Here is an 18,936-nt window from a genome sequence, read left to right as displayed (position 1 = left end):
CGGCGGCCCGCAGGCCGCCTTCTCCGGTGGTCTACTGCGCCGCGCGGGTCACCATCGCCGCGCCGGAGCCGGTCCGCGCCCGCACGTTCAGCGGGATCTCGCCGTCCGGCCGGGTCAACGCCACGTCCAGCTCGCTGGACACCTTGCCGGCGCTCGCGGTCAGGTCGACCTCCGCGGCGACCCCCTGGCGGACCCCGATCCGGATGTCGCCGGAGCCGGTCACCAGCTCCAGGTTCCCGCTCGCCGCCTCGGCGACCGACAGGTCACCGCTCCCGCTGCGGGCCAGCACCGAGCCGGAGACCATGCCCAGCCACACGTCGCCGGTGCCGGTGGCCAGCGTCGCCGACCCGGACAGCGACGCCACCTCCACATCGCCGCTGCCGGTGCGCAGGTGCAGCCCCGCCAGCGTCGGCCCGAGCCGGATCGCGCCGGAGCCGCTGCGCACCGTCGCCGCGCCCTCGGACCGGTCCAGCCGGATCTCACCCGAGCCGGTGGACACGTCCACCCGGCCGGCCGATCCGCTCACCGTCACGTTGGCCGAACCGGCCCGCACCTCCACCGCCGTGCCGGCGGGGGCGATCACCGTGACCGCGAGCGGGATGTTCCGCAGTGGCAACGCCTTCGGCGCGTGCACGGTCAGCCGGCTGCCGGTCTGCTCCAGCCGCGTCTGCTGCACCGCGTCCGCGGGCGTGCCGTTGAGGTCGGTGCCCAGCTGGTCGCCGAACCGCTCGCTCACCCAGCTCAGCAGGCTGGAAATCCCCTGCGTCCACGGCTGCTGCGCGTCCGGGTCGTGCCGGATCTCCACCGTCGCCTCGGGTTCCTCGGCGTCCAGCTTCACCTCGACCCTTCCCAGCGTGACGGCGATGTCCAGCTCCAGCGGCCCCGGCAGGGGGAACGTCTGCGTGCGCACGAGCTCCGGATCGGTCATGACTATCCCTTCACCCAGCCGTGCAGGTGCGACTCGGACTGCGAGCCGGCCTGCTTCTCGGCGTGGAACGACTGCGAACCGTGCAGCGCGCCCTGCACGGCCTGCGAGATGAACGTGTTCAGCGAGACGCCCTGTGACGAGGCGGCGTGCTCGGCCTGCTCCTTGAGCTTCTCCACCAGGCGCAACGTCATCCGGGAGATGTCGCCGCCCTCCATCAGCGGCGGCGGGGGAGGCAGTGGCGGTGGCCCGGGTCGCTCGGGGCGTTCGCGCTCGCCGGCGGTGCCGGTGACCACCACCCGCACGTCGCGTCCGTCCAGCCGCACCTCGACGACGTGGTCCGGCAGCTGCGCGGTCGCCTCGGCGGCGAGGTCGGCCAGCGCGTTCATCAGCGCCAGCCGCGCCGCGGGTTCGAGCGCACCGGACAGCAGCGCCGCCGCGCGCCGGATCTGCTCGTCCCCGGCCGAGGCCGTCGCGGTGAGGTCCTCGCGGAGGCTGGTGATGTACGGGGTCAAGTCCATGACACCACTATGACGTCATTGGTGGTGTCAGTCAAGGCGGTGGTGACACCACGTGGTGTCGCGGGGAAGTTGTCGGCCCCTCCCGTTACGCTGCCTGGGAGTCGTTGAGGGGAAGGAGTGCGACCGTGGCCGAGACCGTGTCGCCGAAGGTGCAGCTGATCGCGAAGACGGAGTTCTTCCCGCCGGAGGACGTGCCGTGGTCGACCGACGCCGACGGGGGTGAGGCGCTCGCCGAGTTCGCGGGCCGCGCCTGCTACCAGTCGTGGAAGAAGCCGAACCCGAAGACGGCCACCAACGCCGGCTACATCGACCACATCATCGAGGTCGGTCACCTGTCGGTGCTGGAGCACGGTTCGGTGAGCTTCTACATCAGCGGGGTGTCGCGCTCGCTGACGCACGAGCTGATCCGCCACCGCCACTTCTCCTACTCGCAGCTGTCCCAGCGGTACGTGCCCGAGCGCGACGCGGCGTTCGTCGAGCCGGACGTCATCGCGAACGACCCGGAGTTGCACGAGAAGTTCCTCAAGGCCGCGCAGGCGAGTGTCGACGCCTACAACGAGCTGCTGGCCGGGCTGGAGGACAAGTTCGCCGACGCGCCCAGCGCCACGCTGCGCCGCAAGCAGGCGCGCCAGGCCGCGCGGTCGGTGCTGCCCAACGCCACCGAGACCCGCATCGTGGTCACCGGCAACTACCGCGCCTGGCGGCACTTCATCGCGATGCGCGCCACCGAGAACGCCGACGTGGAGATCCGCGGCCTGGCCGTGGAATGCCTGCGGCAGCTGCAGAAGGCCGCGCCGAACGTCTTCGCCGACTTCACCATCTCGACGCTGCCCGACGGCACCGAGATCGCCTCCAGCCCGAAGGTCCTGGAAGGGTGAAACGCCTCGCGATCGACGTCCAGCCGGGGGAGTACGCGGTGGCGCGGCTGGAGCCGGGTGCCGCGGTGCCCGGTCTGGACGCGCCGGACGGGCTGGTCTCGATCACCCGCACGCCCGCGGAGACGTCGGTGATCTGCCCGGCCGGCCTGGCGCCGGAGGGCGCCCGGATCGAGTCCGGCTGGCGGCTGCTGACCGTGCGGGGCCCGCTGGCGTTCACCCTGACCGGGATCATCGCGGCGCTGGCGAGCGAACTGGCCTCGGCCGGGGTCGCGTTGTTCACGCTGTCGACCTTCGACACCGACCACGTGCTGGTCAAGGACGCCGAGCTGACGCGCGCGGTGCAGGCGCTGCGTGCGGCCGGCCACGAGGTCGCCGGCGGCGACTGAGGCCGATGGCCCGGGGCGGTGCAGGAGCTGCACGGAGACGGCGCGGGTCCCGGGCGGCGCGGGTGTCCAGTGTGGCGGGTTGACGCGCCGTAGGCGCCGCGGGTGGCTGGGGCCGTGCGAGGTCGGTGGTGCGTGGGCGATGCAGGCGCTGCGGCCGCCGGGCGAGCGCGCGCGGCTGTGCGTCCTAATCCAGCCGTTCCGTCACCGCGCGCATCGCGCGGCCGACGGCTCTCAGGTCCTCCTCCGAGATCACGTCCACGAAGTGCTTGCGGACCGTCCGGAGGTTGTCCGGCGCCGCCTGCCGTAACGCCTCGTAGCCGGCGTCGGTGAGGCGGGCCACCACGCCACGCCGGTCGTCGTCCGTGGGTTCGCGGCGGACCAGGCCCCGCGCCTCCAACCCCTTGATCCGGTGGGACAACCGGCTCCGCGAGTAGTACGCCGACGCCGCGAGATCGGCCATCCGCATCGACCGTCCGTCCGCTTCGGACAGACGCACCAGCAGTTCGAACTCGGCCAGCGTGAGGCCGTGCTGGTCCTGCAGCCTCCGGTCGAGCAGGTCGATGAACCGGATCGAACCCTCGATGAACGCCCGCCAGTCGCGCTGCTGATCCGCGTCGAGCCACTCGGTCACCCGCCCACCCTAGCAGTTGACGACTTCAACCACTCATGGCTAATGTAATTGAAGACTTCAACTACTAAGGAGGCGACGATGACCGGCGCATGGGTGGTCCAGGCGGACGAGGCGGAAACCGTGGCGCGGCCCGCGTTGCAGCTGCTGGCCGACGCGAGCCACACCGGCGGCCTGCTCGGTGCGAACCGGCTGCACCTCGAGCCCGGGGAGCCCGGGACGAAACCGCACTACCACGCGCGCTCCGCGGAGGCGTTCTACGTGCTCGACGGAGCGCTGCGGATGCTGATCGGCACCGAGATCCTGACCCTCCGGCGGGGCGGCTACGCGGTGGTGCCGGCGGGTGTCCGGCACGCGTTCGCCGCGGACTCGGACAGTCCCGCGAACGTGCTCATCACCCTCGTGCCGGGCGTCGAGCGGTTCGGCTACTTCCGGCGGCTGCCGGAGATCCTGCGCGGCGGCTTCGCCGAGGAGGAGGTCGCGAGCATCCACGAGCAGTACGACGTGCACTTCGTCGACTGCCCGGAATGGGACGCGCGGCCCGCGGGGCGATAGGGCCACCCGGGACTAACTTCCCCTCGCCCGGGTAGCCGAACGGCGACGCAGGCCACATTTCGACTCCCTGTACACCGAAGTTTGGCGTGCCTAAAATCAGGGTTCGGCACACTGACGGGAGGGCGCATGGCGCTGACGGACCAGCTCGGACCACGGCTCAAGCGGGTGCGCTCCGGCTCCCTGCTCCTCGGCCCGGCGTTCGTCGCCGCGATCGCCTACGTCGATCCGGGCAACGTCGCCTCCAACATCAGCGCCGGCGCCCAGTTCGGCTACCTGCTGGTGTGGGTGATCGTCGTCGCGAACCTGATGGCCGGGCTGGTCCAGTACCTGTCGGCGAAGCTGGGGCTGGTCACCGGCCTGTCGCTGCCGGAAAACCTGCGCGAGCGGATGACGCGCACGGGGCGCCTGGGTTACTGGGCGCAGGCCGAGCTGGTGGCGATCGCGACCGACCTGGCCGAGGTCGTCGGTGGCGCGATCGCCCTGAACCTGCTGTTCGACCTGCCGCTGCTGGCCGGCGGCGTGATCACCGGTGTGGTGTCGATGGCCCTGCTGCTGGTGCAGGACCGGCGCGGTCAGCGGCCGTTCGAGCGGGTCATCACCGGCCTGCTCGGCGTCATCGCGGTCGGGTTCCTGGCCAGCGTCTTCGTGGAACCGCCCTCGGCCGCCGACGCGGCGGCCGGCCTGGTCCCGAAGTTCGCCGGCACCGAGAGCGTGCTGATCGCCGCCGCGATGCTCGGCGCCACGGTCATGCCGCACGCCGTCTACCTGCACTCCGGCCTCGCCCGCGACCGGCACGGCCAGGTCGAGCCGGCCCGGCAGTTCCGCCTGCTGCGCATCACCCGGTTCGACGTGGGCCTGGCGATGCTGCTGGCCGGCGCGGTCAACCTGTCGATGGTGCTGCTGGCCGCGACGAACCTGCAGGGCCAGGAGGGCGTCGACTCGATCGCGGGCGCCCACGCCGCCGTGGGCGACACGCTCGGCCCGGCCGTGGCGCTGCTGTTCGCGATCGGGCTGCTGGCCTCCGGCCTCGCCTCGACATCCGTGGGCGCCTACGCCGGCGCGATGATCATGCAGGGCCTGCTGCGCAAGCGGATCCCGCTGCTGCTGCGGCGGCTGATCACGCTGCTGCCCGCGATCGTGGTGCTCGCGATCGGCGTGGACCCCAGCCGCGCGCTGGTGGTCTCCCAGGTGGTGCTGTCCTTCGGCATCCCGTTCGCGCTGGTCCCGCTGGTACGGCTGACCAGCGACCGCGGGCTGATGGGCCCGGCCGCCAACCACCGCGTCACCACGACGCTGGCGTGGGTGATCGCCGCCGTGATCATCACCCTCAACGTGGTGCTGATCTACCTCACGTTCGCGGGCTGAACCGGAACCGAACGGCGCCGGCGACGGTCGGACTAGCATCCCGCTGTCCGAACAGTCACGATCACCGGAGCCACGTTGACCGAAGAGCAGACCCAGCAGACCACCCCGCGCCCGGCCGGATCGCGGGTGGTGGCCGGCCGCTACGCGCTCCTCGGCGAGCTGGGCCGGGGCGGGCACGGCGTGGTGTGGCGGGCGCAGGACCAGGTGATCGGCCGCCAGGTCGCGATCAAGGAGCTGCGCCTGGCCGACGGCGCCGAGGAGACCGTGTTCACCGAGCGGGTGCTGCGCGAGGTGCGCACCGCCGGACGGCTCAACGACCCGGCGATCGTCACGGTCTTCGACGTGGTCGCCGAGGACGGCGCGACCTACATCGTGATGGAGCTGGTGGAGGCGCCCACGCTGGGCGACCTGGTGCGCCACCACGGCGCGTTGCCGCCGCAGCAGGTGGCCTCGATCGGGCTGCAGGTGCTCTCCGCGCTGCAGGCCGCGCACGAGGCCGGCATCGTGCACCGCGACGTCAAGCCCGGCAACATCATGGTCGGCGCGAACGAGCGGGTGAAGCTCACCGACTTCGGCATCGCCACCGCGATCGACGACCCGCGTCTGACCTCGAGCGGCACCATCGTCGGCTCGCCGGCGTTCATGGCCCCGGAGCGGCTCGACGGCCGCGAGGCGCTGCCCGCCTCCGACCTGTGGTCGCTGGGCGCGACGCTGTTCCTGGCGGTGGAGGGCAAGTCCGCGTTCGACCGCCCGACCACCGCGGCGACGATGAACGCGATCCTCACCGAGGTGCCGTACCTGACCCGGGTCCAGGGCCCGCTCGCCTCGGCGATCATGGGCCTGCTGGTGGCCAAGCCGGAGGGTCGCATCTCCGCCGCCCAGGCCGGGCACCTGCTCGGCATCGCCGCCCACAACACCCCGCCGGGCGGGATCGGCACCGCCGTTCACACCGGCCCGCCGCCCACGCGGTTCGCTCCGGCGCCGGCGCGGAAGAGCCGCCGCGGGCTGTGGGCGACCGCGGGCGCGGTGCTGGGCGTGGCGCTGCTCGCGGGCGGTTTCCTGGCCGGCCAGTGGTGGGCGGGGGAGCGCGCGGACGACGCGATGCTGCCCACCATGACCTACGGCCGGGGCGGCGACCTGGACTTCGACCCGGGCAGCTCGTACCGGTGCTACAACGGCCGCCTCGACCCCGGCTACCGCATCAACTCCGACAACCAGGTCAGCTGCGACAAGCCGCACGAGCTGGAGGTCTACGACGAGCAGGACAGCCTCGGCAACTCCAGCGCCGGGGACGACGACGCCGGGTTCGTGGCCTATCCGGGTGGCGACGCGCTGCGCCGCTACGCCGAATCGTTCTGCTCGCTGAGCTTCCACTCCGGCACCCTCGACGCCGACACCCGCGCCACGCTCAGCTACCGCGCGCTCGTCCCGTCGCAGACCGAGTGGGACGCGACCCCGGACTCCTACGACGACCCGGTCCGCGGCATCTACTGCCTGGTGGCGAAGAAGGGCGGCGGTCAGCTCACCGAGGCGGTCACCCTCAAGGTGCGCTGACGCGGAAGGGTTGCGGCCGAAGATCACCTGGTCCAGGGATTCTCCGGCGGGTGGTGGCACTTTCCTGCGGATCATGCCGTTCTGGCAGGTGGGCACGAATATTCCCGGCGTGAGGAGGTACCGTCAGAGCATGTCCAACCCACCTTCGGCAGCGCCCGGGAGGCCCTTCGGGCGCGTGCTCACCGCGATGGTCACCCCCTTCGACGCGGACGGCGCAGTCGACCTGAAGCGGGCGCAGGAGCTCGCCGAGCACCTCGTGGAGCTGGGCAACGACGGTCTGGTCGTCAACGGCACCACCGGCGAGAGCCCGACCACGACCGACGCCGAGAAGGCGGACGTGGTCCGCGCCGTCGCCGAGGCGGTGGGCGACCGCGCCACCGTGATCGCGGGCGCGGGCACCTACAACACCGCGCACAGCGTCGAACTGGTGCAGCAGGCCGAGAAGGCCGGCGCCCACGGCGTCCTGCTGGTCACGCCCTACTACTCGCGCCCCTCGCAGGCCGGGCTGTACGCGCACTTCACCACGGTCGCCGACGCCACCGGCCTGCCCGTGATGCTCTACGACATCCCGCCGCGCTCGATCGTGCCGATCGAGGTGGACACCCTGCGCCGCCTGGCCGAGCACCCGCGCATCCTGGCCGTCAAGGACGCCAAGGGCGACCTGCTGGCCGGCAGCGAGGTCATCGCCAACACCCACCTGGCCTACTACTCCGGCGACGACGCGCTGAACCTGCCGTGGCTGTCGGTGGGCGCGGCCGGCGTGGTGAGCGTGATCGGGCACGTGGTGGCCGGCCGGATCCGGGCCATGATCGAGGCCTACGAGGACGGCGACACCTCGACCGCCCGCACCAACCACCGCGGCATGCTGCCCGTCTTCCGCGCCATGTCGCGCGTCGGCGGTGTCGTGTTCGCCAAGACCGCGCTCGCGTTGCGCGGCCACCCGGTCGGCGGCCCGCGGCTGCCGATCGTGCCCGCGACCCCGGACCAGGTGGAGGCGATCGCCACCGACCTCGCCCAGGCGGGGGTCCCCCTCGAAGAGTCGCCGTCGCCGGACTGGCACTCTTCCCGGGTGGCGCAGGCCGACTCCGCGGCGGCCTACGTCGCGCCGACCACTCACACCAGCGTTGGGACCATTCACAGGTGATCTCGGCAGGACCCGGACCGACCAACAACCCACCCGCACTGCCCGAAGGCGGCCTGCGCGCGGTCGCCCTCGGCGGCATCGGCGAGGTCGGCCGCAACATGACCGTCTTCGAGTACGACAGCCGCCTGGTGATCGTCGACTGCGGGGTGCTCTTCCCCGAGGACGAGCAGCCCGGCGTCGACCTGATCCTGCCCGACTTCCGGGCGATCGAGGACCGGCTGTCCGACATCGAGGCCCTCGTGCTCACCCACGGGCACGAGGACCACATCGGCGCCGTGCCGTTCCTGCTGCGCCTGCGGCCGGACCTGCCGGTCTACGGCTCGCGGTTCACGCTCGCGCTGCTGGAGGCCAAGTGCAAGGAGCACCGGCAGCGCCCGAAGCTGATCGAGGTGACCGAGTCCGAGCGGCGCACGGTGGGGCCGTTCGAGCTGGAGTTCTTCGCGGTCAACCACTCCATCCCGGACGCGCTGGCGGTCGCGCTGCGCACCCCGGCCGGGGTCGTGCTGCACACCGGTGACATCAAGCTCGACCAGCTGCCGCTGGACAACCGCCTGACCGACCTGGCCGGGTTCTCCCGCCTCGGCGACGAGGGCGTGGACCTGCTGTGCATCGACTCGACCAACGCCGAGGTGCCCGGGTTCGTCACCCCGGAGCGCGACATCGGCCCGGTGCTCGACGACGTCATCGGCAAGGTCAGCCAGCGGGTGATCGTGGCCTGCTTCGCCAGCCACGTGCACCGCGTGCAGCAGGTGCTCGACGCGGCGGTCAAGCACGGCCGCCGGGTGGCGTTCGTGGGCCGTTCGATGGTCCGCAACATGGGCATCGCGGCCGATCTGGGGCTGCTGAACATCCACGAGGGCCTGCTGATCAACCTCGACGAGGCCGTCAACCTGCCGGAGAGCAGGGTGCTGTTCGTGTCCACCGGGTCGCAGGGCGAGCCGCTGTCGGCGCTGTCCCGGATGGCGCGCGGCGAGCACCGGCAGATCTCCATCCGCGCCGGGGACACGGTCGTGCTGGCCAGCTCGCTCATCCCGGGCAACGAGACCGCCGTGTTCGGCGTGGTCAACGGCCTGGTCCGGCTCGGCGCCAACGTGGTGCACCAGGGCAACGCGAAGGTGCACGTGTCCGGGCATGCCTCGGCGGGGGAGCTGCTGTTCCTCTACAACGCCATCCGGCCGAGCAACGTGATGCCGGTGCACGGCGAGTGGCGGCACCTGCGGGCCAACGGGGCGCTCGCGATCCGCACCGGCGTGGCGCCGGAGAACGTGGTGCTGGCCGAGAACGGCGTGGTGGTCGACCTGGTGGACGGCCGGGCGCGCCCGACGGGGCGGGTCGAGGTCGGGCACGTCTACGTCGACGGCCTGTCGGTCGGCGACGTCGGCGAGTCGACCCTGTCCGACCGGCTGGTGCTGGGCGAGGGCGGGTTCATCGCGATCAACGTCGCCGTGGACTCGACCACCGGCCGCGCGGTGAGTACGCCGACGGTGTCCGGGCGCGGGTTCTCCGACGACCCGAAGGCACTCGATGCGGTGGTTCCGCTCGTGGAGATGGAGCTGTCCCGCACCGAGATCGAGGGCATCACCGACAGCCACCGGATCGCCCAGGCCGTGCGCCGTGTGGTGGGCCGATGGGTCGCCGAGACCTACCGCCGCCGCCCGATGATCGTGCCGACCGTCATCCCGGTGACGTACGGACAGGCCGATCCGACAGCGTAGGTAATCTTCGTCACTGCCCTTAACCTGGATCGCGTCCTGGTGAGCGAGGCAGCGGAGGCGGTGCGAGGTGGGCCGACATTCGTCTCCCGCCCGGCGGCGGCCGCGGCGGGCCTGGGCGATCGCCGGCATCCTCGTGCTGCTGGGCGGCGCCGGCTGGATCGCCACCAACGTGGTGCGTGACCAGGGCGGATGCGAGCGGCCGGTGGTGGTGCGGGTCGCCGCCGCACCCGCGGTGGCTCCGGCGGTCGCGCAGGTCGCCCGCCGGGTGGCGCAGACCGAGTGCGCCGCCTTCGAGGTCAACGCCGTCGATTCGGCCGCCGTCGCGCAGTCGCTGGCCCTGCCCTCCGGCGGGGTCCGGCCGGACGTGTGGATCCCGGAGTCGACATTGCAGCTGCGGCGCGCCAAGGGCGTCGGCGCGAGCGGGATCGCGGGCGGCACCAGCATCGCCAGCTCACCGGTGGTGTTCGCGGTGACCGAGGAGGCGGCGAAGGGCCTTGGCTGGCCGGGTCGCGCGCCGACCTGGTCCGACGTACTCGGCGCGCCCGGGCTGACGCTCGGCGTGCCCGATCCGGGCCGTGACCCGGCGGGCCTGTCCGCGCTGATCGGCGTCCGCGCCGCGGTGCCCGCCGCCGATGCCTACGCCGCCACACTGCGCCGGCTGTCGCCGAACGCGGTCCCGGCGACCGACGAGTTGTTCACCCGGCTGGCCGACCGCACGCTCGCCGGGTTCCCGGTGTCGGAGAACGCGCTGCTGCGCCACAACGTGCGCACCGGCGTCGCCGGCACCCAGAGCGGGCTGGTCGCGACCTACCAGTCCGAGGCGCCCGCGCTGGACTACCCGTTCGCCGTGCTCGGCGGGGCGGGGGAGTCCCAGCGCGCGGCCGCGGGGGCGCTGCTGTCGGCGCTGCTCGGCCTGGAGGGGACGAACGCGCTGGCCGACGCCGGGTTCCGCACCCCGGACGGCCGGTACCTGCGCGACGGGACGGCGCAGAACGTCAGCGACCGGACCCTGCCCTCGCCCGCGGTGCCGACCGACGCCGAGGTGGACGCGCTGCTGGGGCAGTGGGCGCGGATCAACTCCAGCTCGCGGGCGCGGGTGCTGATCGACGTGTCCGGGTCGATGGACGTCGAGGTGCCCGGTACCGGGCGGACCCGGATGCAGCTGACGACCGACGCGGCCGCGCGGGCGCTGTCGCTGTTCAAGCCGACGTCGGAGTGCAGCGTGTGGGAGTTCGCCACGCGCCTGGACGGGGACCGCGACTACCGCGAGGTGCTGCCGATGCGGCCGGTGAGCGACCAGCTGGCGTCGGGGGCGGCGGAGCGGTTGCGCGCGATCCAGGCCACGCCGGACGGCGACACCGGGTTGTACGACACGGTGTTGGCCGCGTATCGGCTGGCGACGGCGGAGTGGCAGCCCGGGCGGCTCAACCTCGTGATCGTCCTGACCGACGGCCGCAACGACGATGACGACGGCATCAGCAGGGACGCGCTGGTCGCGGAGCTGACCCGGCTGGCGGATCCGGCCCGTCCGGTGGCGATCATCGGCATCGGAATCGGCCCGGACGTGGACGTGCCCGAACTGACGGCGATCACCGTGCCCACGGGCGGTCAGGCGTTCGCGGCGCCGGATCCGGCTCGGATCGCCGATGTGTTCTACGGTGCGCTGGCCGGGTTGACCGGGGCTTGAAACGCCTGGATCACCAGCGTCGCGAAGCGACGGGACGCTCGGAGACGGGCCGCCGCCGAGCTGGCGGGCAGGCCGCGGTGGGCCATCAGCATCAGCACCAGGTCGTCCAGCACGAAGTCCGCGCGCAGGTGGCCGGTGGCCCGGGCGCGCCGGGCCAGTTCCGCGACCGCCTTCAGGGTGCGTTCCCGGCTCGCCACGGCGTCGGGGAACGCGGACAGGAAGGCGTCGGTGAAGCCGCGGTTGCGGGCGTGCAGCTCGCAGATCCGCTCGATCACATCCCGGAAACCGCGCCACGGGTCCGGATCGGCGAGTCCGTCTTCCACGATGGACTGGCACGCACGCACCTCGTCCGCGAAGACCTCCTCCACCAGCACCTGCTTGGCCGGGAAGCGGCGGTACAGGGTCGCGGGCCCGACGCCGGCCCGGCGCGCGATCGCCCGCATCGGCACGTCCAGGCCTTCGGTGGCGAACAACGCGCGGGCCGCCTCCAGGATGCGCGCGCGGTTGTCCAACGCGTCCGAGCGCAGGGTCTGAGTCACTTCACCGGCCACCGCTCTCACTTTAGCGAAACGGACGGGGCCGTCCGTTAACGTCGGCGGACGTGAAAGCAGTGGTGATCAAGGAATTCGGCGGGCCCGAGGGCCTGGCCGTGGTCGACGTTCCCGAGCCGGAGCCAGCGGCCGGGGAGGTACTCATCGAGACCGCGGCGATCGGGGTCGGCGGCGTGGACGTGGCGATCCGCCGCGGCGCGCTCGCCGCCCACGGGTTCGCGGCGGGGCACATCCCGGGCAGCGAGGTGGCCGGCACCGTGACCGGGGTCGGTGCCGGGGTCGGGCAGGCGTGGCTGGGCCGGCGCGTGTGGGCGTTCACCGGCACCGGCGGCGGCTATGTCGAACGCGCGGTGGCGCCGGCGGCGGAGGTGCTGCCGCTGCCCCCGGGTCTGTCCGATGAGGACGCGGTGACGCTCGGAAGTTCCGCTGTGGTGGCGCACTTCGGCCTGGCCCACGCGCGGTTCGCGCCCGGCGAGTCGGTGCTCGTGCGGGGTGCGGCGGGCAGCATCGGCATCGCGGCGGTCCAGCTCGCGGCCTCCGGCGGCGGGACGGTGGCGGTCACGACGTCGTCCGCCGCGCGGGGCGACCGCCTGCGGGAACTGGGCGCGACGCACGTCCTGGACCGGTCCGGCACCGGCGGTGACGGCTTCGACGTGATCCTCGACGTCGTCGCCGGCCCGGACCTGCCCGCGTTCCTCGGCAAGCTCGACCCCAACGGCCGGCTCGTGGTGCTCGGCGTGGTCGGCGGCCCGCCGGCGGAGGTGGGCCCGGCGATGATGGCGGCGTTCCGGAAGTCGTTGTCCTTCGCCACCTTCAGCGCCGACACGGTGCCCGCGTCCGACCGGCAGGCCGTCCGCGCCGCGCAGTTCGCCGCCGCGGCTCGCGGGGAACTGCGCGCGGTGGTGCACGAGGTGCTTCCCCTGGCGGAGGCCGCGCTCGCGCACCACAAGATGGACCGCGGCGAGGTGTTCGGCCGGATCGTGCTGACGACGGCCGGCTAGCCCTCCGGGTAGAACAGGAACAGCGTGCACCCGGTGGTGGTGGCCGGCACGTGCCAGGTTCCCGCGGGGGCGTGCAGGAACGTCCCGGGCGGGTAGTCGCGCGCGCCGTCGTTGAAGGTGCCCGCGACGACGTACACCTCCTCCGGGCCGGGTTCGTGGACGTCGCGGTGCGGCCAGGACGTGCCGGGGTCCATCTCCAGCAGGTCGGCGTGCGCCCCGGTGGGCCCGGTCCACAACGGACGGTGCCGGATCCCGGGGAACACTTCGCGGGCCGGGGCGTCGTAGGCGTTGACCGAGGTGTAGCCCTCCTGGGCGAGGATTTCGTCGTGCATGTCCCCCAAGATGACGCGCGCGGGCGGCGGCCGGACAGTGTCCGGAAAGACACCATGGGGTACTTTTCTGCCATGCATCGCGTGATCGCCCTGGTGCGGCCGGTGCAGTCGACCTTCGAGCTCGGCTGCGCCGCGGAGGTCTTCGGCACGGTGCGGGAGGGCGTGCCGCAGTACTACGAGTTCGACGTGTGCACCGAGACGCCCGGGCCGGTGCCGACGACCGCGGGCTACGCCATGTCGGTGCCGCGGGGCCTGCCGGCGCTGGCTTCCGCGGACACGGTGATCATCCCGGGCTGGCGGCCGGTGGACGCGCCGCTGTCCCCGCGCGTGCGCCGGGCACTGCTGCGGGCCCACGCCCGCGGGGCGCGGCTGGTCACGATCTGCTCGGGTGTGTTCGCGCTCGCGCGCACCGGGTTGCTGGACGGCCGCTCGGCCACCACGCACTGGGCGGGCGCCGACCGGCTGCGGCGGGAGTTCCCGCAGGTGCGCGTCGAGCCGGACCGGCTCTACGTCGACCACGGCGACGTCGCCACGAGCGCCGGGGCGGGCGCGGGCATCGACCTGTGCCTGCACCTCGTGCGGCGGGACCACGGGGCCGCGCACGCCGCCCTCCTCGCGCGGCACATGGTGATGCCCCCGCACCGCGACGGCGGTCAGAACCAGTTCGTGCCGCCGGCCCCGCCCGCGGCGGCGCTGGACGGCCTGCTCGAGTGGGCCGGTGACCGCCTCGGGACCCCGCTGTCGGTGGCCGACCTGGCCGCGCGGCTCAACGTGTCGCCCCGCACGCTCGCGCGGCGCTTCCACGAGCAGCTCGGCATGAGCCCGGGCGCGTGGCTGCTGTCCCGCCGCGTGGCCGAGGCACGCCGGCTGCTGGAGGACACCGACCTGCCGGTCGAGGCGATCGCGGCGCGCGTCGGGCTCACCTCAGCGGTCAACCTGCGCCGCCGCTTCCGTGATCAGCTGGGGACGACGCCGGGGGCCTACCGGCGGGCGTTCCGATCTCCGGAACCTGCGGGCGCGGCGAGTTGAGCTGCACGATCAGTGCGCCGCCCAGCAGGACGACCGCGCCGGCGAGCTGGGGCCAGGCGAGGGTTTCGTGCAGCAGCGCCCACGCGGTGGCGGTGGCGATGACCGGTTCGAGCAGGCCGATGACGCTGGCGACCGACGCCGGCAGGTGGCGCAGCGCGGTGAGGCCGATCGCGTAGGCCAGCACGGTCGAGAACAGCGCGACGGCGACCAGCAGCAACCACACCGGCGGGCGCCACGGGCCGAACTCGCCCGGCGCGGTGAGGATCTCCGCGGGCAGGGTCCACGGCGGCGCGACCGCGCACACCGCCACCGCGCCGATGATCATGCCCCAGGTGACCATGCCCATCGGGTGGCGGCTGCTGACGCCGTGCTCGCCGAGCAGGAAGTACGCCGCCGAGCACAGCGCGGCGCCGAGCCCGGCGAGCAGGCCGACGGCGTCCAGGCTGAGCCCCTGCCACACCTGCGCGACGCCGGCGAGCCCGGCCATCGCGAGCGCGATCCCGGCCCACATGCGCCCGGGCAGCCGCACGCCGCGCACGAACCGCGTCCACAACGCGATCAGCACCGGGGAGGTGAACTCGAGCAGGATCGCGATGCCGACCGGCAGCCGCCCCGCGGCGACGAAGTAGCACAGCTGCACGCCCGCGACGCCGAGCAGGCCGTAGCCGAGCAGCAGGGGCCATTCCGCGCGGCGCACCCGCAGCAGCGACGGCTTCACCACGGCCACCGCCGCGGCCAGCACGAGCGCGGCCAGACCGATCCGCGCCGCGGCGACCTGTTCGGCGGACAGCCCGGCGAGCATCGCGGGTTTCGCGATGGTGCCGGAGCTGCCGAAGCAGACCGAGGAGACGAGGATCAGCGTCGTGCCACGCCCGCGGTGCGGGACGAACGCACGCGCGGGTGCGGGAGCTTCGGTGACCACCCCGTCCACCCTAGGCAGCGCAGCGGTACGGCGGTACCGGAATTCCGTCACGCCTCGCCTAACCGGTCACACTCGCACACCGGTTAGCGGGGGAGGGGGGTGGGATGCGGCCGGCCCGCGTCCCCGCTGCGGTCGCGGGGATGGCGCAGGAGCCGGGCCGCCGCCCGCCCGCCTCAGGCGCCGCGGCCGGTGCGGACGTACCCGGCGATCGTGGCGAGGCGGGTGCCCTGGATGCGCAGCGCCTCGAGCGACTCCTTGTCCGGCTCGGCCGACTTGCGCGACACGAACGAACCGCCGTAGGGGTTGCCCGACTCCAGCAGGTGCGGCTGCCCGTAGCCGAGCGGCAGCACGATCGCGCCCCAGTGGTAGAAGATGTTGTTCATCGCCAGCACGGTCGCCTCCAGGCCGCCGTGCGCGGTGGACGCGGTGGTGAAGGACGTGGCGACCTTGTCCACCAGCTTTCCCTGCGCCCACAACCCACCGGTGCTGTCCAGATAGGACTTGAGCTGGCTCGCCGGCCCGCCGAACCGCGTCGGGCTGCCGATCGCCAGCCCGTCGGCCCACTCCAGGTCGCCCAGGGTGGCCACCTCGTCGTGCGGCCCGGCGTCCACCCACGCCTGCCAGCGCGGGTTGGTGGCGATCGCCTCGGGCGGGGCGGTTTCCGGGACCGTGCGGACCCGCACGTCGGCCCCCGCGTCGGCCGCCCCCTCGGCCAGGGCGGCCGCCAGCTTCGCGGTGTTGCCGGTGGCGCTGTAGTACACGACGAGAATCCGGGTGCTCACGATCACCACCCTAGGGGATCGGAATCCCGGTTCCAGCATCTGAGAGATCACCCGCGGCCGCGCGGAAATCCTTACCGTGCCGGGACGTGACGACCACGGCTGAGTCCCCGCCCCGCACCACGCCCCGCAGTGCCGCGATCGGCAGCATGATCGGCACGACCATCGAGTGGTACGACTTCTACCTCTACGCCACCGCGACCGCGCTGGTGTTCAAACCGCTGTTCTTCCCCAACGTCTCCTCGACCGCGGGCACGCTCGCGGCGTTCGGCACCTACGCGGTCGGCTTCGGCGCGCGGCCGCTGGGCGCGGTGATCTCCGGTCACCTCGGGGACCGGGTGGGCCGCAAGGCGGTGCTGGTCGGCGCGCTGCTGCTGATGGGCATCGCCACCACGGCGATCGGTGTGCTGCCGACCTACGCGCAGGCCGGGATCGCCGCCCCCGCGCTGCTCGTGGTGCTGCGGCTGTTGCAGGGCCTCGCGGTCGGCGCGGAGTGGGGCGGCGCGGCGCTGCTGTCGGTCGAGCACGCCACACCCGGTCGGCGCGGGCTGTTCGGCAGCTTCACGCAACTCGGATCGTCGGCCGGGATGCTGCTGGCCACCGGCGTCTACTACCTCGTCCGCACGGTGGCCGGTGAGGCGTTCCTGTCCTGGGCCTGGCGGGTGCCGTTCCTGCTCAGCCTGGTACTCGTGGCGGTCGGCCTGGTGATCCGGCTGCGGCTGACCGACGCGCCGGTGTTCGCCGAGCTGCGCGCCCGCGGGGAGACCGCCCGGCTGCCGGTGGTGGAGGTGCTGCGGACCCAGCCGCGCAACGTAGCGCTGACCACCGGGCTGCGGCTGTCGCAGATCGCGTTGTTCGTGCTGCTCACCACCTACTCGCTGACCTACCTGCAGACCACGTTCGGCAAGGACAGTTCGGTGGGCCTGGTCGCGGTGATGGTCGCCTCGGCGGTCGGGCTGGTCAGCACGCCGCTGTGGGGGTACCTGTCCGACCGCTTCGGGCGCCGCCCGCCGTACCTGTTCGGGTCGGCGGCCGGGATCGTCGCGCTGGTGCTGTTCTTCCTCGCCGCCGACTCCGGGTCCGCGGTGGCGGTGGTGCTGGCGATCGTGTTCGGCGTGAACGTGGTGCACGACGCGATGTACGGGCCGCAGGCCGCGTGGTTCGGTGAGCTGTTCGACACCCGCGTGCGCTACAGCGGCGCGTCGCTGGGCTACCAGATCGGCGCGGTGCTCTCCGGCGGGTTCGCGCCGCTGTTCGCCGCCGCGCTGCTGGCCGCCGGGGACGGGAAGCCGTGGCTGATCGTGGCCTACTTCGCCGGGCTGGCGGTGCTGACGTTCGCCTCCGCGTGGTTCGCGCGGGAGACCAACCGGGAGGGCCTGGCATGAGCCGGATCTACCTGAACGCCTTCGACATGAACTGCGCCGGCCACCAGTCGGCGGGGCTGTGGAAGCACCCCGACGACCAGGGGCACCGCTACACCGACCTGTCGTTCTGGCTGGACCTGGCGCGCACGCTGGAGGACGGCGGGTTCGACGCGTTGTTCCTCGCCGACGTGCTGGGCGTGTACGACGTCTACGGCGGGTCGAAGGACGCGGCGGTCGCCGACGCCGCGCAGATCCCGGTGAACGAGCCGACGGTGCTGCTGCCCGCGCTGGCCGCGGTGACCTCGCACCTCGGGTTCGGGGTCACCGTGTCCACGACCTACGAGCAGCCGTACTCGCTGGCCCGTCGCCTGTCCACACTGGACCACCTGACGGGCGGCCGGGTCGCGTGGAACGTCGTGACGTCCTATCTGGACAGTGCGGCCCGCAACCTCGGCCTGGACGCCCAGGTCCCGCACGACGAGCGGTACGAGATCGCCGAGGAGTACCTCGAGGTCTGCTACCGGCTGTGGGAGGGCTCGTGGGAGGACGACGCCGTCGTGCGGTCCGGCGGCGTGTACGCGGATCCGGCGAAGGTGCACGACATCGGGCACAAGGGGAAGTACTTCTCGGTGCCCGGGCCGCACCTGTCGGAGCCGTCGCCGCAGCGCACGCCGGTGCTGTTCCAGGCGGGCGCGTCGCCGCGGGGCGTGCGGTTCGCGGCGCGGCACGCGGAGGCGGTGTTCGTGTCCGGGCCGACGCCGCGGGTGGTGCGCCGCTCGGTGGATGCGATCCGCGCGGGCGTGGCCGAGCAGGGCCGGGACCCGCGAGCGGTGAAGATCTTCACGATGCTCACGCCGGTGGTGGCCGAGACGTCCGAGGAGGCCGCGGCGAAGCTGCGGGAGTACCAGTCGCTGGTCTCGGTGCCCGGCGCGTTCGCCCTGTTCGGCGGCTGGACGGGCGTCGACCTGGCCGAACTGCCGGTGGACGAGCCGCTGACCTACCGCGACGGCGACGCGAACCGGTCGGCGCTGGCGGCGTTCACGACGGCCGAACGGGCCTGGACGCCGCGGGAGCTGGCCGGGTTCATCGGGCTCGGCGGCCGCGGGCCGGTCGTGACGGGTTCCGGCCCGGAGGTCGCGGACGAGCTCGAGCGCTGGGTCGAGGAGGCCGACGTGGACGGCTTCAACCTGGCGTATGTCACGACCCCGGGCACGTTCGCGGACTTCGCGCGCTGGGTGGTGCCGGAGCTGCGCCGCCGGGGGCGGGTGCCGGCGCAACCGGAGGCGGGCACGCTACGGGAGCGCCTCGGCGGCGAGGGCCCGCGCCTGGCGGCGAACCACCCGGGGGCGGCCTACCGCCGCTGCGGGGGAGGGCCGCCGGGGCCGGGCAGGTCGGCGGTGCGGCCGCCTGCGGCTGGCGGCGGGCCGCCCGGGGTGGCTTACCGGCGGTGAGGCCGGCGCTGTGGGCTCGGTGCGGCGGGCGACCGCCGAAGGCGGGCAGTCGGCGGCCCACGCCTCGCGGCGAACCCGGGCCACGCCTCGCGGCGAAGCCTCGGCCCACGCCTCGCGGCCCCCCCTGGCGGCGAACCACCGGCGGCGAA

At 73.2% G+C, this 18,936-nt stretch carries 19 protein-coding genes; 12 read left to right on the top strand and 7 right to left on the bottom strand.

Annotation, left to right across the window (positions count from 1 at the left end; genetic code table 11):
• Positions 1-31 precede the first annotated feature (31 nt).
• Both IE290_RS09585 and IE290_RS09580 read right to left on the bottom strand, forming a co-directional pair.
• On the bottom strand, positions 32-928 hold the full coding sequence (locus IE290_RS09585; RefSeq protein ID WP_191244197.1) for a DUF4097 family beta strand repeat-containing protein: 897 nt from the start codon (positions 926-928) through the stop codon (positions 32-34).
• A gap of 2 nt (positions 929-930) precedes the next feature.
• A complete protein-coding gene (locus IE290_RS09580; protein WP_191244196.1) occupies positions 931-1,446 on the bottom strand; it encodes a toxin-antitoxin system HicB family antitoxin in 516 nt (171 codons plus the stop codon).
• Positions 1,447-1,571: 125 nt separating this feature from the next.
• Here IE290_RS09580 and thyX point away from each other — a divergent pair, with 125 nt between their 5' ends.
• Both thyX and IE290_RS09570 read left to right on the top strand, forming a co-directional pair.
• Positions 1,572-2,324 carry an FAD-dependent thymidylate synthase gene (thyX, locus tag IE290_RS09575; protein WP_191244195.1) on the top strand — a complete coding sequence of 251 codons (753 nt, stop codon included), beginning with the start codon at positions 1,572-1,574 and terminating at the stop codon, positions 2,322-2,324.
• On the top strand, positions 2,321-2,710 hold the full coding sequence (locus tag IE290_RS09570; RefSeq protein WP_191244194.1) for an ACT domain-containing protein: 390 nt from the start codon (positions 2,321-2,323) through the stop codon (positions 2,708-2,710). The genes thyX and IE290_RS09570 overlap by 4 nt, the downstream gene beginning before the upstream one ends.
• Positions 2,711-2,894: 184 nt before the next feature.
• Here IE290_RS09570 and IE290_RS09565 read toward each other — a convergent pair whose 3' ends face one another.
• The gene (locus IE290_RS09565; protein ID WP_191244193.1) at positions 2,895-3,341 is read right to left on the bottom strand and encodes a MarR family winged helix-turn-helix transcriptional regulator; all 447 of its coding nucleotides are present in this window, start codon (positions 3,339-3,341) and stop codon (positions 2,895-2,897) included.
• Positions 3,342-3,419: 78 nt separating this feature from the next.
• Between IE290_RS09565 and IE290_RS09560 the strand changes: the two genes are divergently transcribed.
• The 6 genes from IE290_RS09560 to IE290_RS09535 all read left to right on the top strand — a co-directional run bounded on the left by IE290_RS09560 (position 3,420) and on the right by IE290_RS09535 (position 11,358).
• Positions 3,420-3,893 carry a cupin domain-containing protein gene (locus IE290_RS09560; protein WP_191244192.1) on the top strand — a complete coding sequence of 158 codons (474 nt, stop codon included), beginning with the start codon at positions 3,420-3,422 and terminating at the stop codon, positions 3,891-3,893.
• A gap of 126 nt (positions 3,894-4,019) precedes the next feature.
• The gene (locus IE290_RS09555) at positions 4,020-5,258 is read left to right on the top strand and encodes an Nramp family divalent metal transporter (protein ID WP_191244191.1); all 1,239 of its coding nucleotides are present in this window, start codon (positions 4,020-4,022) and stop codon (positions 5,256-5,258) included.
• Between the two features lie 75 nt (positions 5,259-5,333).
• A complete protein-coding gene (locus IE290_RS09550; protein ID WP_191244190.1) occupies positions 5,334-6,812 on the top strand; it encodes a serine/threonine-protein kinase in 1,479 nt (492 codons plus the stop codon).
• A 130-nt stretch (positions 6,813-6,942) separates the two neighbouring features.
• Positions 6,943-7,956, top strand: a complete 1,014-nt coding sequence (dapA, locus tag IE290_RS09545) for a 4-hydroxy-tetrahydrodipicolinate synthase (protein WP_191244189.1) — start codon at positions 6,943-6,945, stop codon at positions 7,954-7,956.
• On the top strand, positions 7,956-9,671 hold the full coding sequence (locus IE290_RS09540) for a ribonuclease J (RefSeq protein WP_373300454.1): 1,716 nt from the start codon (positions 7,956-7,958) through the stop codon (positions 9,669-9,671). Before dapA ends, IE290_RS09540 begins: the two co-directional genes overlap by 1 nt.
• 67 nt (positions 9,672-9,738) lie before the next feature.
• Positions 9,739-11,358 carry a substrate-binding domain-containing protein gene (locus IE290_RS09535; protein WP_229874358.1) on the top strand — a complete coding sequence of 540 codons (1,620 nt, stop codon included), beginning with the start codon at positions 9,739-9,741 and terminating at the stop codon, positions 11,356-11,358.
• Here the strand turns inward: IE290_RS09535 and IE290_RS09530 are convergent.
• Positions 11,325-11,909 carry a TetR/AcrR family transcriptional regulator gene (locus IE290_RS09530; RefSeq protein WP_191244187.1) on the bottom strand — a complete coding sequence of 195 codons (585 nt, stop codon included), beginning with the start codon at positions 11,907-11,909 and terminating at the stop codon, positions 11,325-11,327. The two genes, IE290_RS09535 and IE290_RS09530, sit on opposite strands and share 34 nt — an antisense overlap.
• Before the next feature lie 50 nt (positions 11,910-11,959).
• Between IE290_RS09530 and IE290_RS09525 the strand changes: the two genes are divergently transcribed.
• On the top strand, positions 11,960-12,910 hold the full coding sequence (locus IE290_RS09525) for a zinc-dependent alcohol dehydrogenase family protein (protein ID WP_191244186.1): 951 nt from the start codon (positions 11,960-11,962) through the stop codon (positions 12,908-12,910).
• On the opposite strand, the gene IE290_RS09520 is transcribed toward IE290_RS09525, so the two are convergent.
• Entirely contained in the window at positions 12,907-13,242 is a 336-nt protein-coding gene (locus IE290_RS09520) for a cupin domain-containing protein (RefSeq protein ID WP_191244185.1), read from the bottom strand. The genes IE290_RS09525 and IE290_RS09520 overlap by 4 nt on opposite strands.
• 72 nt (positions 13,243-13,314) lie before the next feature.
• Here IE290_RS09520 and IE290_RS09515 point away from each other — a divergent pair, with 72 nt between their 5' ends.
• Positions 13,315-14,271 (top strand): GlxA family transcriptional regulator, encoded by a 957-nt coding sequence (locus IE290_RS09515; protein WP_191244184.1) that lies wholly within the window; start codon positions 13,315-13,317, stop codon positions 14,269-14,271.
• Here the strand turns inward: IE290_RS09515 and IE290_RS09510 are convergent.
• Positions 14,174-15,193 (bottom strand): EamA family transporter, encoded by a 1,020-nt coding sequence (locus IE290_RS09510; protein ID WP_191244183.1) that lies wholly within the window; start codon positions 15,191-15,193, stop codon positions 14,174-14,176. The two genes, IE290_RS09515 and IE290_RS09510, sit on opposite strands and share 98 nt — an antisense overlap.
• Positions 15,194-15,366: 173 nt before the next feature.
• A complete protein-coding gene (wrbA, locus tag IE290_RS09505) occupies positions 15,367-15,975 on the bottom strand; it encodes an NAD(P)H:quinone oxidoreductase (protein ID WP_191244182.1) in 609 nt (202 codons plus the stop codon).
• A gap of 86 nt (positions 15,976-16,061) precedes the next feature.
• On the opposite strand from wrbA, the gene IE290_RS09500 reads away from it, so the two are divergent.
• Entirely contained in the window at positions 16,062-17,357 is a 1,296-nt protein-coding gene (locus tag IE290_RS09500) for an MFS transporter (protein ID WP_229874357.1), read from the top strand.
• Positions 17,354-18,787, top strand: coding sequence for an LLM class flavin-dependent oxidoreductase (locus IE290_RS09495; RefSeq protein WP_229874356.1), 1,434 nt, complete (start codon positions 17,354-17,356; stop codon positions 18,785-18,787). The genes IE290_RS09500 and IE290_RS09495 overlap by 4 nt, the downstream gene beginning before the upstream one ends.
• Positions 18,788-18,936: the final 149 nt, after the last annotated feature.

Origin of the sequence: Amycolatopsis deserti (genome assembly GCF_014653945.1) — a bacterium.
Classification (GTDB): Bacteria; Actinomycetota; Actinomycetes; order Mycobacteriales; family Pseudonocardiaceae; genus Amycolatopsis_E; species Amycolatopsis_E deserti.
The sequence above is the reverse complement of the archived record's forward strand: the minus strand, read 5'-3'. Positions and strand labels throughout refer to the sequence as shown.

What these genes read in the sequence shown, in the direction of transcription:
- IE290_RS09585 (WP_191244197.1), bottom strand. Translation starts at nt 928, where the DNA reads ATGACCGATCCGGAGCTCGTGCGCACGCAGACGTTCCCCCTGCCGGGG.
- IE290_RS09580 (WP_191244196.1), bottom strand. Translation starts at nt 1,446, where the DNA reads ATGGACTTGACCCCGTACATCACCAGCCTCCGCGAGGACCTCACCGCG.
- IE290_RS09560 (WP_191244192.1), top strand. Translation starts at nt 3,420, where the DNA reads ATGACCGGCGCATGGGTGGTCCAGGCGGACGAGGCGGAAACCGTGGCG.
- IE290_RS09555 (WP_191244191.1), top strand. Translation starts at nt 4,020, where the DNA reads ATGGCGCTGACGGACCAGCTCGGACCACGGCTCAAGCGGGTGCGCTCC.
- dapA (WP_191244189.1), top strand. Translation starts at nt 6,943, where the DNA reads ATGTCCAACCCACCTTCGGCAGCGCCCGGGAGGCCCTTCGGGCGCGTG.
- IE290_RS09520 (WP_191244185.1), bottom strand. Translation starts at nt 13,242, where the DNA reads ATGCACGACGAAATCCTCGCCCAGGAGGGCTACACCTCGGTCAACGCC.
- IE290_RS09515 (WP_191244184.1), top strand. Translation starts at nt 13,315, where the DNA reads ATGCATCGCGTGATCGCCCTGGTGCGGCCGGTGCAGTCGACCTTCGAG.
- IE290_RS09495 (WP_229874356.1), top strand. Translation starts at nt 17,354, where the DNA reads ATGAGCCGGATCTACCTGAACGCCTTCGACATGAACTGCGCCGGCCAC.